The organism is Variovorax sp. R-27 (genome assembly GCF_049913215.1).
GTDB lineage: Bacteria > Pseudomonadota > Gammaproteobacteria > Burkholderiales > Burkholderiaceae_C > Variovorax.
In genome coordinates, this window is sequence record NZ_CP183984.1 from 4,240,688 (window position 1) to 4,252,832 (window position 12,145).

A 12,145-nucleotide genomic window follows, 5' to 3' on the forward strand; every position below is an offset into this window, starting at 1 on the left:
ACGGGCCGAGGGCCGACAACCGACAAGGAGGGGACTGCGCCATGAATCGATTCCTGAGCTGCCTGCTGGGCGGCGCCTTGCTGGCTCCGGCTGCCTTCAGCGCCCCGTCCGCAACGCCCGCCGCGGTACCAGCCCCCGTATCGGCAGCAGCGACGGCCGATCCCGCCTCCAGCATCCGCGAAGTCGAAGCCGCCGTGCGCGCCTGGGCCGCGGCCTGGTCAGCCCGGGACGTGGTGCGCTACCTGGCCGCCTATGCACCCGACTTCACGCCGCCCCGAGGCCAGGACCGCAAGGCCTGGGAGGCGGACCGCCGCGCGCGCATTACCGACAAGACGACCATCAGCGTGAGCATCGACAGCCTGGTCATCAGCGTCCAGGGGCAGGCGGCCAGCGCGAGCTTTCAACAGACCTACAGCGCCGACAAGCTGCGCGAGAAGAGCCGCAAGACGCTGGAATTGCAGCGCGTGGGCAACCAGTGGCTCATACGCAAGGAAAGCGCGGGCTGAAGGCCAGCCGCGATTGCCCCTGTAAAGCAAACGGTTCATGAAGATGTCACCACTTGCAACGATGCTGCAGCCCTCGATTCCCGAAAGCTGTGGCTGCCATGTTTCCCACCAAGACCGACAAGGCGCGCGACGAACTCCAGGGCGGACAGCGCACGCTCAGCCAGCGTGAGCGGGCCCTGCTGCTGATGGCCGATGGCCGGCGCTCGCTGACCGACTTCAGTCCGCTGTTCTCCAACCGGGTCGAAGCCGAACAGGCGATCCAGGCGCTGGTGCAGCGGGGTTACCTGCAGGCCCCGCAGGCTGCTGCTGCGGCACCGGCGCCCGCACCGGTAGCAGCCCCCGCCCGGCCCGCGCCTATCGCCGCCGCCGAGCCGATCCAGGTCGCCACCACCTCGGCCGACACCTTCGACGGCAAGCGCTCGCTGGCCACCACGCGCATGTTCCTGTTCGACATCTGCGAGCGCATGTTCGTGCGGCGCGACCCGAAGTTCGCGCTGCAGATGCGCGACGCCCTGCGCGAGGCCCGCGACCGCGAGGCGATGCTGACCATCGCCGCGCTGATGCTCACCGAGATCGAGAAAACCGCCGGGGTGGAGCGGGCCGAATCGCTGCGCGAGCGCATCGACAAGCTGCTGCCGCCGGCCGAAATCATCCACTGACGCCAAACCCCGGCCCCGCGCGATCCACTACACTCGCCAGGGTCAGGAGAGAGCCCCGCGTGCCGGGGCCGCCGAAGGCGCAGGGGTTTCCCGAACGCTCAGGCAAAAGGACTGACAAGGCGCCGGTGAACACCGGCGTTTCCTTGCTGGAGAGAGGCCGTTGCAGTGAAAACTGCCCATCGGCCCACCGAAGGAGCAAACCCCGATCGTGGGGCGAATCTCTCAGGTAAAGCGGACAGCAGGGGTGGCCCATGGCTTGCGTCATGGATTTCGTCTGCCCCTTTGGAGTGCCCCGTGGCTGCTTCTTCCGCCCCCGCTACCGAACTTCTCAAGACGCCGCTGCACGACCTCCACGTGGAGCTCGGTGCCCGCATGGTGCCCTTTGCCGGCTATTCGATGCCGGTGCAGTACCCCGCCGGCCTGATGGCCGAGCACAAGCACACGCGCGACGCGGCCGGCCTGTTCGACATCTCCCATATGGGCCAGTTGCGCCTCGTCGGGCCCGATGCGGCGGCGGCTTTCGAAACCCTGATGCCCGTCGACGTGATCGACCTGCCCGCCGGCAAGCAGCGCTACGGCCTGCTGCTGAACGACGAAGGCGGCATCCTCGACGACCTGATGTTCTTCAACGAGGGCAACGGCTCGATCTTCGTGATCGTCAACGGCGCCTGCAAGGTGGCCGACATCGCCCACATCCAGCAGAAGATCGGCAGCCGCTGCCAAGTGCAACCCCTGCCCGACCACGCCCTGCTCGCGCTGCAGGGCCCGCAGGCCGCGGCCGCGCTGGCGCGGCTGTCGCCCGGCATCGAGCGCTTCGTGTTCATGACGGGCGGTGCGGTGCAGATCGGCGGCATTGCCGCCTTCGTCACCCGCAGCGGCTACACCGGCGAAGACGGCTTCGAGATCTCGGTGGCCGCGAAGGATGCCGAGGCGCTGGCCCGCCTGCTGCTGGCCCAGCCCGATGTCAAGCCCATCGGCCTGGGCGCGCGCAATTCGCTGCGGCTCGAAGCCGGCCTGTGCCTCTACGGCAACGACATCGACACCACCACCACGCCGGTCGAGGCCTCGCTCAACTGGGCGATGCAGAAGGTGCGCCGCACGGGCGGCGCGCGCGAAGGCGGCTTTCCGGGCGCGACAAAGATCCTCGCGCAGCTTGCCGTCGCTGCCGCAGGCGCTGCCGGCCACACCGACCACGACACGCTGAAGCGCAAGCGCGTGGGCCTCGTCGCCCTCGAACGCATTCCGGTGCGCGACGGCACGGTGCTGCAATCTTTCGAAGGCCATGACATCGGCATCGTCACCAGCGGCCTGCTCGGCCCGACGGCCGACCGCTGCATCGCCATGGGCTACGTGGCCACCGCCTTCGCCGAGCCGGGCACGCGCGTGCAGGCCATCGTGCGCGGCAAGCCGGTGCCGATGGAAGTCTCGACGATGCCTTTCGTGCCCACCCGCTACTACCGCGGCTGAGCCTGGTCTACAGGCTAGGCTCTGCACCCCGATTCATTTTTTCCACGAGGAGTTTTTCCATGAGCATCAAGTACACCAAGGACCACGAATGGGTGTCGGCCGAAGGCGACGCAGCCACCGTCGGCATCACCGTGCATGCGCAGGACGCGCTGGGCGACGTGGTGTTCGTCGACCTGCCCGAAGTCGGCAAGACCTTTGCGCAAGGCGAAGTTGCCGGCGTCGTCGAATCGGTCAAGGCCGCAGCCGACGTGTTCATGCCCGTGTCGGGCGAGATCACCGAAGTGAACGAGGCCCTGCGCGCCGATCCGTCGCTCGCCAACAGCGACCCGCTGGCCGCCGGCTGGTTCTTCAAGGTCAAGCTGAGCGAACCCGCACAGCTCGACGCCCTGCTGGACGCGGCCTCCTACGACAAGTTCGCCGCCGAGTCCTGATCCGCTGAGTTCTTCAGCCACCTTCCTTCTTCTCCCCGAGCCCTCACCGCCATGCCGACGCCCGCCCTTCCCTCTTTGCAAGAACTAGAGAACGCCGAAGAATTCCTCGCCCGCCACATCGGCATCGATGCGGCGGACGAGGCGCGCATGCTGCCGGTGATCGGCTCGGAAACGCGCGCGGAGCTCATCGACGGCATCGTGCCCGCGGCCATCCGCCGCGCAAAGCCGATGCGCCTGCCCGCACCGGCAACCGAAGCCGATGCGCTGGCCGAGCTGAAGGTGATGGCGTCGAAGAACAAGGTGTTCAAGAACTTCATCGGCCAGGGCTACTACGGCACGCACACGCCGGGCGTCATCTTGCGCAACGTGCTCGAGAACCCCGCCTGGTACACCGCCTACACGCCCTACCAGGCCGAAATCTCGCAGGGCCGCATGGAAGCCCTGCTCAACTTCCAGACCATGGTGTGCGACCTCACGGGCATGGCCATCGCCAACGCCTCGATGCTCGACGAGGCCACGGCCGCGGCCGAAGCCATGACGCTCGCCAAACGCAGCGTGAAGAGCAAGAGCAACGTGTTCCTGGTGTCGGGCGACTGCCATCCGCAGACCATCGAAGTCATCAGGACGCGCGCCGCGCCGCTGGGCATCGAAGTGAAGGTGAGCACCGTGTCGGAAACGCTGCCCCACCTGATGGTGAGCGGCGAGTTCTTCGCCGCGCTCGCACAGTACCCCGCCACCACCGGTCACGTGCACGACCTGCGACCACTCGCAGGCCACGCGCATCAGTGCGACGCCGCCCTCATCGTCGCGGCCGACCTGCTGGCACTCACGCTGCTCGTCGCACCCGGCGAATTCGATGCCGACATCGTCTGCGGCACCACGCAGCGCTTCGGCATGCCGCTGTGCAACGGCGGCCCGCACGCCGCCTACCTGGCCTGCCGCGACGAATTCAAGCGCTCGCTGCCGGGCCGCCTGGTCGGCGTGAGCGTCGACACGCACGGCCAGCCCGCATACCGCCTCGCACTGCAGACGCGCGAGCAGCACATCCGCCGCGAGAAGGCAACGTCGAACATCTGCACCGCGCAAGTGCTGCCGGCCGTGGTGGCCAGCATGTACGCCGTTTACCACGGGCCCGATGGCCTCACGCGCATTGCGCAGCGAGTGGCAGCGCTCACGGCAATCCTCGCCAAGGGCCTCACGCAGATGGGCCGCGAGCCGGTCAACACCACCGCTTTCGACTCACTGACCATCCGCACCGGCGAAGACACGCCGGCAATCATCGAGCGCGCGCAGGCGGCCGGCGTCAACCTGCGCCAGCGCCTGCAACAGCACCTGGGCATCTCGCTCGACGAGACCAGCACGCGCGCCGACGTCGAAACCCTGTGGAGCCTGTTCGCGCCCGCCGGCACGCAGGCGCCGCGCTTCGATGACCTGTCGGGCAGCACCACGCCGCTGATCCCCGAAGACCTGCGCCGCAGCAGCGCCTTTCTCACGCACCCGGTGTTCAACACCCACAAGAGCGAAACCGCGATGCTGCGCTACATCCGCAGCCTGTCGGACAAAGACCTGGCGCTCGACCGCAGCATGATTCCGCTGGGCAGTTGCACGATGAAGCTCAACGCAACGAGCGAGATGATCCCCATCACCTGGCCCGAGTTCGCCAACATCCACCCCTTCGCGCCCGCCGAGCAACAGCAGGGCTATGCCCAGCTCGACGCCCAGCTGCGCGCCTGGCTGTGCGAAGCCACCGGCTACGCGGGCATCAGCCTGCAGCCCAACGCCGGCTCGCAAGGCGAGTACGCAGGCCTGCTGGCCATCCGCTCGTTCCATGAAGCCAAGGGCCAGGGCCACCGCAACATCTGCCTGATTCCGTCTTCCGCACACGGCACCAACCCCGCGAGCGCGCAGATGGTGGGCCTGCAGGTGGTGGTGACGGCCTGCGACGCGCAGGGCAACGTCGACATGGACGACCTGAAGCGCGCCTGCGAAAAGCACAGCGACAAGCTGGCCGCAGTGATGATCACCTACCCCAGCACGCACGGCGTGTTCGAAACCCGCGTGAAGGAACTGTGCGAGCTGGTGCATGAACACGGCGGCCGCGTGTATGTCGACGGCGCCAACATGAACGCGCTGGTCGGCGTGGCCGCGCCGGGCGAGTTCGGCGGCGACGTGAGCCACCTGAACCTGCACAAGACCTTCTGCATTCCGCACGGCGGCGGCGGCCCCGGCGTGGGCCCGGTGTGCGTGGTCGAAGACCTCGTGCCGTACCTGCCTGGCCACGTGACCGCAGGCATGCCGTCGAATGGCGTGGGCGCCGTGTCGGCCGCACCGCTGGGCAATGCGGCCGTGCTGCCGATCAGCTGGATGTACTGCCGCATGATGGGCGCCAAGGGCCTGCAGGCTGCGACCGAAACGGCCATCCTCAGCGCCAACTACATCAGCGCGCGCCTGAAGGACCACTACCCCACGCTGTACGCGAGCCCCAACGGGCACGTCGCGCACGAGTGCATCCTCGACCTGCGCCCGCTGAAGGACACCAGCGGCGTCACCGCCGAAGACGTGGCCAAGCGCCTGATCGACTACGGCTTTCACGCGCCTACGCTGAGCTTCCCCGTGCCCGGCACGCTGATGGTCGAGCCGACCGAGAGCGAGCCGCTGGCCGAACTCGACCGCTTCATCGACGCGATGATCGCCATCCGCGGCGAAATCCGCCGCATCGAAGAAGGCGTGTGGCCGAAGGAAGACAACCCGCTCAAGCACGCGCCGCACACGGCTGCGAGCCTGCTCGGCACCGAGTGGAGCCACCCGTACTCGCGCGAACTCGGCGCGTTTCCGCTGGCCGAACTCAAGAACGCGAAGTACTGGCCGCCCATCGGCCGCGTCGACAACGTGTACGGCGACCGCAACCTGTTCTGCAGCTGCGTGCCCGTGGGCGACTACAAGGAAACCGAAGAGGCCTGACGAAACCCGAGAAGGCGGGCGGCAACCCAGCGGCCCTTCTATGGCGGGGATTCACGACGATAGGTCGCCCACTTCACGGTCAGGATGTCTGCAGCGATCTTGGCGGCATTGACGCCCGCATAGGCTTCGGACGGATCGAACTGGAATGCCTCCTGGTATCGCTTGACCTGCGCATAGTCCTGGTCGAAGGTCATCGGACCCATGAGTTCGGCAGGATCGGTGCCCGCTGGAAGCGCGAGGAATTTCTCCGAATCGGTTGCACTCTGGTAGAGGTCGACGCTCATCAGGTTCATACGGGTGTCCTCGAGGTTTTGATCTTGAGAACAAAGCCTCAGCGACATCCGTGCGGCACGCAATCGGTCCGCGCCTACACAGCGCGCCGGAGGAATGCTCACGGGCGCCCGTGTAGATCGGGCGCCGTGCGGCGTCAGGGTTGCTTCTTCTTCGCCACGTCGCCCGTGGCGATCTGCTGGCGCAGGCCGCGCAGGCTGGTCTTCACCTTGCGCTCGTTCTCCGGTCCCATGCGCACCATGATCTTCTGGCCGGAAGACAGCGACTCCAGCTTGGGGTCGGCGTATTCATAGCGCACCCACGGCCGGGTCGAGGGCACGTCACCCTTCACCTCGACCAGCCGCACCTCCACCGGCCCCTTGGGCTCGGGCGCCTGCAGCAGATGGTCGATCACGGCAATGAGCCGGTCGTTGAAGTAGCGGCCCGGATAGCCCAGCTCTTCGTACGCCTGCTGGAACAGCGGATAGAGCTTTGCGTACACGGCCGCCGCCTTGGCCGGGTCGACCGACTCGGCCAGCAGCACGATGGCGTTGTAGCGCGCGGCGTTGTTCGCGGCAATCGTCTGTACCTGCCCCTGCTGTCCGTCGGTGATGAAGCGCTGGCCCGTGGGCAGCACCGGCCATGCGCTGGGCGGAGCCTGTTCGCGCGCGAGGTTGTCGACGGTGGTGACGAAGCGGCGCACGATGCCGTCGGGGTGCATGTACGCTGCAACGTTCTTGCCGCCGAACAGTTCGATCAGCGCCTTCGTCACGCGCGCATCGGAATCAGGCAGCTTGGGCAATGCCGCATCGGGCGGGGCCAGTGCATCCATGGGGTTCTGCGGCTCGGCGGACGCTGCCGAGGGCGGCGCCGGTGGTGGCGGTGGTGCGGGCGCGTCATTGGGCGCCACGGCCACTGGCACGGGTTCTGCCAGCATCTGCTGCTGATACCAGCGCCAGCCAAGGTAGGCAGTCCCGAACAGCACCAGCACGAAGGCGACGATGGCGCCTATGGGCATTTCGCGGCGGGGTCTGAACTCAGGGGCGTCGCGCGTGTCGCTGTCGGGCTCGGGCATGAGGTGGGTTTCCTTGTGCGGGAATGTCGGGGAAGCGAACGGCTATGGTGCACCAATTCGGGCTGTGCACCAGCCTCGTCGTCGTAACGCCCTGTGACGCGCCCGCCGCGCGGAAGTTCACACGCTCAGCCCGCGAGCCGCACCACATGCGCCTGCCGCGGATCGACCCTGCCCGCGTGCAGGTCGGCGATCACGGCTTGCGCATGCGCGAAGCCCTCGCCTTGTGCCAGCGTCATCCATCGATTGCCGGGCCTGCTCAGCTCGGCGATGAAGCTGCCTTGCGCCTCGTTGAAGCGCCGGTTGACCTCCTGCGGGCCCCAGTCGGCATTGCGCTTGCGGATCTGCACGGGGGCGAAGTAGAGCTTGGGCGTCGGGCCGGGCAGCGAGGTTGTGTCACCGAGAAATTCTGTCTTCTGCGCGGAGCCCGCATAGCAGTCGTACACCAGCGCTTCGCCGAAATGGTGGTGAATGGTCGCGCGCAGGTCGTCGTTGCCCGAGAAGTCGACGTACAGCGTGGGCACATCGGCCGGCAGCGCCGTCACTTCTTCATAGCTCAGCGTGCGGTCGTAGCAACCCAGGCTCTCCACGAAAGCGCGATTGGCGTTGGACGTGGCCGCAATCAGCGCCAGCCCTTCGCGCTGTCGCAGGCAAAAGGCCGTGCCGAATGCGGTCTTGCTCGACGCACTCGACACCACGACCTGCTTCGCGCCGAAGAAGGCGTTGTCTTCCAGGAAGTCGGCCAGCATGAACGAGGTGATGAACAGCGGGCGCACCAGCATCTGGTAGTCCTCCAGCGCGGCGACGTAGCCTGCGTCGTTGCTGCAGCGCATGTACTGGTTGTAGGCCGACACCAGCTCGCTGCGGTGCGGCGCGCCGTCGTAGAAGCCGCGCGGCGTTACGCGCACCGGCTGCATGCGCAGGTGGCTCGCTATGGGGAAGTAGCCGTAGAAGCGCTCGCCCACCGCCACGCCCTCCACACTCGAGGCGACCACATCGGCAAAGCCCCAGGCCGGCATGTGACCCCAGTCGGCATCACCAGTCGGAAAGAACTGCCAATACTTCATGACTGCGTCGCCGAAGGCCGCGTAGGTGATGTTGTTGGTGGTCAACGAGAAGCGGCCGATCTTCAGCAGCACCTCGCCGGGCGGCAGCTCGCCTGTGTCTTGCGCGGTCACGACACGGGTGGTGCCGAGGGCGTTCTTGCGCGTTTCGAGGCGGGTTAAAGTGAATGCGTTGTTCATTCGCAAACTGTATGGCGGCCCGTCTCCCGGCGGGTTCGGAAAACCGTCGATGCCGGACGCACCCCGCTCCAAGCCCCTGAAACGCCCCACGCAGGCACGCAGCAAATTCACCGTGCAGGCGATCTACGACGCCTTTGTTCGGATTTGGTCCGCGCACGGCTGGGAGGGCGTGACCACGCGCGCAGTGGCGCTGGAAACCGGCATCGCGGTCGGCACGCTCTACGACTACTTCCCCGACAAGGAAGCCCTGCTCTCGGGCTATGTGCGCCACTGCATCGAGGCGCTACTCGCGCGGCTCGATGCGGAAGTGATCGCGCCTTCGGATATCGACTGGCCAACGCGCGTGCAGCGCCTCGTGCGCATCACCTGCGACACTCGGCTCGAAGGGCTGCCGGCTTTCGACCACGAGATGCTGATGCTCGAACACCGCGTGGCGGAGCCCAAGCATCACCGCCGCGTGTACGACGAACTGGCTGACAGATGGCTCAAGGCTTTTGCCGCCTGCACAGACCTGCAGCCGCAGCCCTCGCCCGCCACGATCCATGCGCAGCTGACCGCCGCATGGGGCGGCCGACGCTATCGCCTGCTGGTGCAGCCCGAAGCGGGCAACGACGAGTGGGTGGCCGAGATGGAAGCGATGGTCATGGCGCGCCTGTCTACGCGTTCGTTGACGCGCTGAGCGATTGCAGCCACGCCAGCGTGGCCTGCAACTCGGCCGGACGGATCTCATGCGCACCCGGAAAGTCCGCGCCCGACAGTGCCAACGGCAGCGTGCGCGCGAACTCGCGCGTAGCCTGCGCGGCGCTCGGCGGAATCACGTTGTCGGCGCTGCCATGGCTTACCCACAACGCCTTGCCCTCGAAGGCCTCCGGCGCCGCGACGTGCGGCAGCACCTGCGACAGCAGCCGGCTGTGCCACACCATCGCGGCGCGCACGCTCTCGGGCTTTGTCAGCAGCAGCGACAGCGCCATGATGCCGCCCTGGCTGAAGCCGCCGACCACCACGCGTTCTGGCGGCACGCCGAGTTGCTTGCCAGCCGAGGCAATCATCTCGCCGACCAGGAAGCGGCTTTCGCGCTCCTGCTCTTCGTCGATCCGGCGTTCACCATCGGGCAGCACCTGGAACTCGAACCACGCATAGGCGTCGGGCGACAGCACATAGGGCGCGCGCAGGCTCAGCACGTTGAACTGCGGCGGCATCATGCGCGCCAGGCCGAACAGGTCTTGCTCGTTGCTGCCCACGCCGTGCATCAGCACCAGCAGCCAGGGTTCGCGAACATCGGGTTGCGCGCCATGCGCGAGAAACTTCAGGGGCAGATGCAGTTGGGTCATGGTTCGAAGCTCAATGAAATCCTTGTGCCAGCTCGCGCGTGACCTCGGCCGCAGGCAGCTCGCGGCAGCCGGTGGCGTTCTGCCCCGACCACAGCGGAGAGAAGTCGCCGTTGCCCTGCGCCTCGGCCTTGGCACGCAAGGGTGCGATGCCCGATGTGGCCAGCGGAAACTCCGGCGCGGCTGCGCCGATGGGCCCCAGCTCGCGCATCACGCGGTTCACGATGCCGCGCGCCGGCCGGCCGGTAAAGAGATTGGTCAGTGCCGTATGTCGCACGGCCCTGCTCTTGAGCGCCTCGCGATGGAGCGCGCTGGTGGTCGCCTCGGGCGTCAGCAAGTAGGCCGTGCCAATCTGCACGCCCGCCGCGCCCATCGCCATGGCCGCGGCCACGCCGGCTGCATCGGCAATGCCGCCGGCCGCGATCACCGGCACCTTCACGGCGTGCACCAGCTGCGGCAGCAGCGCGAAAGTGCCGAGCTGCCGCGTCAGGTCGTGCGACAGGAAATGCCCGCGATGCCCGCCGGCTTCCAGCCCCTGCGCAATGACCGCATCCACGCCGCGCGCTTCGAGCCACTGCGCCTCTTCGACCGTGGTGGCCGAAGCCAGCACCTTCGCGCCCCAACCGTGCACCTGCGCCATCAGCGCTTCTGACGGCAGCCCGAAATGAAAGCTCACCACCGGCGGGCGGAATTCGGCCAGCAAATCGGCCACTTCCGTGCTGAAAGGGTTGCGCCCCGGGCCGGTGGGAATGTTCGACGCGTCGATGCCGAACTCCGCGTAATACGGTGCCAGCGCGGCACGCCAGGTCGCTTCACGCTCGGCGCTCGGCACCGGCGGGGTGTGGCAGAAGAAATTGACGTTGTAGGGCTTGCCGGTGCCCGCGCGAATGGCAGCGAGCTCGCTGCGCATGACGTCGGGGCTCAGCATGGCACCTGGCAGCGAGCCCAGGCCACCGGCATTGCTGACGGCAATGGCCAGCGCGCTGCCCTGCACGCCGGCCATCGGGGCCTGAATGAGCGGAAGGTCTGTTCCGATGAGTTGTTGCAGCGTGGTCATTTGGAGCGCTCCTTGTTCGTGTGTCGCCGGGTGCCGGCCATTCTCCCGCCAAGCCGGAGGTTGCGGCGGCGGCGGGGTCATCATCGCCAAATGGCTTCGGCACAATCGCGCGCATGCCCATCCTGAACCCGACGCGGCCCGCTCACTCCCGGCCGCTGCAGCGCAGCATTGCTGCTGCCATTGCTACCGCCAGCCTCGTCATGCTCGGCGGCTGCCCGCAGAAAGAAGAAGCCCCCGCTACCACCGCCGACGCGCAGCCGGACGAAGCCGCAGTGGCCGTGGCAACCGCCGAGGCCGTTGCCCCCGCGACACCGCCAGCATCACCTGCACCACCAGTGCCTCGCCCCACCGCATCGGCCACGCTCAAGCGAGCCGAACTCATGGCGCTGGTGTTCCCCGACTCCCAGGGCCCGGGCGCCTCGCCCCGACAGCCCGACACCGTCTCGCTGCCCGAGAGGGCCAACGAGGGCAAGACAGTGCCCGGCAGCGAGGCCGATCAACAGGCTCAGGTGTCGCCGCGCGAAGTGGTGCGGCTGGACGATACGCACGCCGTCATGCTGACCGAAACTGTGCCGCTCGACGACCGGGGCGAGCCGATGAACGGCCACGTGAACGGCGCATGGCTCGGCGCCTACTTCTTCGAGCAGAGCGCCGAGGGCTGGAAGCTCGCGAGCCGCAGCGACGCTGTCGACTACCTCGGCTTCATGGGCAACCTGGGCACCACCAAGGTCGAGCGCATCGCACCCCAGCGCTTTGCGCTGACCATTGCCCACGGCAGTTGCTGGCAGGGCTACTGTGGGCAGTGGCTGTCGGTGTATGGGCTCGAAGCGGGCAAGGTGCGCGTGCTGGCAAGGGGCATTGCGCTGTCGGCCACCAATGAAGGCGCCGACGAGTCCTGCGAGAAAGCGCCCAGGCCCGGCAAGTCGGAAGAGCCGCCACGCGGCGCGTGCTTCGACGTCAGCGGCACGCCGAGCTTTACGCTGGGCACCGACGAAGCGCCGGGCGAAATGCGCATCGCGTTCAAGGGCGAACGGACGAGCGGCACCAAAAACCGCCGCGTGCTCACCATCGACAGCACGCTGGTCTATGCCTGGCGCAACGGCACCTATGTGCTGACCGAAGGGCGCAACCCCGTTCCGTCGTTCTGACG

Annotated in this window: 12 protein-coding genes and 2 riboswitches; of the genes, 7 read left to right on the forward strand and 5 right to left on the reverse strand. The window is 67.4% G+C overall.

Going from position 1 to position 12,145, the window contains the following annotated elements:
- Positions 1-41: 41 nt before the first annotated feature.
- From ACN9MV_RS19905 to gcvP, 5 genes are all read left to right on the forward strand, one after another.
- A complete protein-coding gene (locus ACN9MV_RS19905) occupies positions 42-506 on the forward strand; it encodes a L,D-transpeptidase Cds6 family protein (protein ID WP_426389124.1) in 465 nt (154 codons plus the stop codon).
- A gap of 98 nt (positions 507-604) precedes the next feature.
- Positions 605-1,165 (forward strand): hypothetical protein, encoded by a 561-nt coding sequence (locus ACN9MV_RS19910; protein WP_093073254.1) that lies wholly within the window; start codon positions 605-607, stop codon positions 1,163-1,165.
- A 33-nt stretch (positions 1,166-1,198) separates the two neighbouring features.
- A riboswitch (glycine riboswitch) is annotated at positions 1,199-1,289 on the forward strand.
- Positions 1,290-1,301: 12 nt separating this feature from the next.
- A riboswitch (glycine riboswitch) is annotated at positions 1,302-1,414 on the forward strand.
- A 45-nt stretch (positions 1,415-1,459) separates the two neighbouring features.
- Positions 1,460-2,632: a glycine cleavage system aminomethyltransferase GcvT gene (gene gcvT, locus ACN9MV_RS19915; RefSeq protein ID WP_426389125.1), complete on the forward strand. Its 1,173-nt coding sequence runs from the start codon at positions 1,460-1,462 to the stop codon at positions 2,630-2,632.
- Positions 2,633-2,691: 59 nt separating this feature from the next.
- Positions 2,692-3,063 (forward strand): glycine cleavage system protein GcvH, encoded by a 372-nt coding sequence (gcvH, locus tag ACN9MV_RS19920; RefSeq protein WP_093055555.1) that lies wholly within the window; start codon positions 2,692-2,694, stop codon positions 3,061-3,063.
- A gap of 51 nt (positions 3,064-3,114) precedes the next feature.
- Complete coding sequence (gene gcvP, locus ACN9MV_RS19925) at positions 3,115-6,024, forward strand: aminomethyl-transferring glycine dehydrogenase (protein ID WP_426389127.1); 2,910 nt, start codon at positions 3,115-3,117, stop codon at positions 6,022-6,024.
- 38 nt (positions 6,025-6,062) lie between these two features.
- Here gcvP and ACN9MV_RS19930 read toward each other — a convergent pair whose 3' ends face one another.
- From ACN9MV_RS19930 to ACN9MV_RS19940, 3 genes are all read right to left on the reverse strand, one after another.
- Positions 6,063-6,317 (reverse strand): hypothetical protein, encoded by a 255-nt coding sequence (locus tag ACN9MV_RS19930; RefSeq protein WP_093055551.1) that lies wholly within the window; start codon positions 6,315-6,317, stop codon positions 6,063-6,065.
- Between the two features lie 134 nt (positions 6,318-6,451).
- Positions 6,452-7,369, reverse strand: coding sequence for a DUF3014 domain-containing protein (locus ACN9MV_RS19935; protein WP_426389128.1), 918 nt, complete (start codon positions 7,367-7,369; stop codon positions 6,452-6,454).
- A 125-nt stretch (positions 7,370-7,494) separates the two neighbouring features.
- A complete protein-coding gene (locus ACN9MV_RS19940) occupies positions 7,495-8,610 on the reverse strand; it encodes a DUF2855 family protein (RefSeq protein WP_426389130.1) in 1,116 nt (371 codons plus the stop codon).
- 49 nt (positions 8,611-8,659) lie between these two features.
- Here ACN9MV_RS19940 and ACN9MV_RS19945 point away from each other — a divergent pair, with 49 nt between their 5' ends.
- Positions 8,660-9,289, forward strand: a complete 630-nt coding sequence (locus tag ACN9MV_RS19945; RefSeq protein ID WP_426389131.1) for a TetR/AcrR family transcriptional regulator — start codon at positions 8,660-8,662, stop codon at positions 9,287-9,289.
- Here the strand turns inward: ACN9MV_RS19945 and ACN9MV_RS19950 are convergent.
- Both ACN9MV_RS19950 and ACN9MV_RS19955 read right to left on the reverse strand, forming a co-directional pair.
- Positions 9,267-9,941: an alpha/beta hydrolase gene (locus ACN9MV_RS19950; protein WP_426389132.1), complete on the reverse strand. Its 675-nt coding sequence runs from the start codon at positions 9,939-9,941 to the stop codon at positions 9,267-9,269. The two genes, ACN9MV_RS19945 and ACN9MV_RS19950, sit on opposite strands and share 23 nt — an antisense overlap.
- A 10-nt stretch (positions 9,942-9,951) precedes the next feature.
- Positions 9,952-10,995 carry an NAD(P)H-dependent flavin oxidoreductase gene (locus ACN9MV_RS19955; protein WP_426389133.1) on the reverse strand — a complete coding sequence of 348 codons (1,044 nt, stop codon included), beginning with the start codon at positions 10,993-10,995 and terminating at the stop codon, positions 9,952-9,954.
- 113 nt (positions 10,996-11,108) lie between these two features.
- Here ACN9MV_RS19955 and ACN9MV_RS19960 point away from each other — a divergent pair, with 113 nt between their 5' ends.
- Positions 11,109-12,143 (forward strand): hypothetical protein, encoded by a 1,035-nt coding sequence (locus ACN9MV_RS19960; protein ID WP_426389135.1) that lies wholly within the window; start codon positions 11,109-11,111, stop codon positions 12,141-12,143.
- The last annotated feature ends 2 nt before the right edge of the window (positions 12,144-12,145 follow it).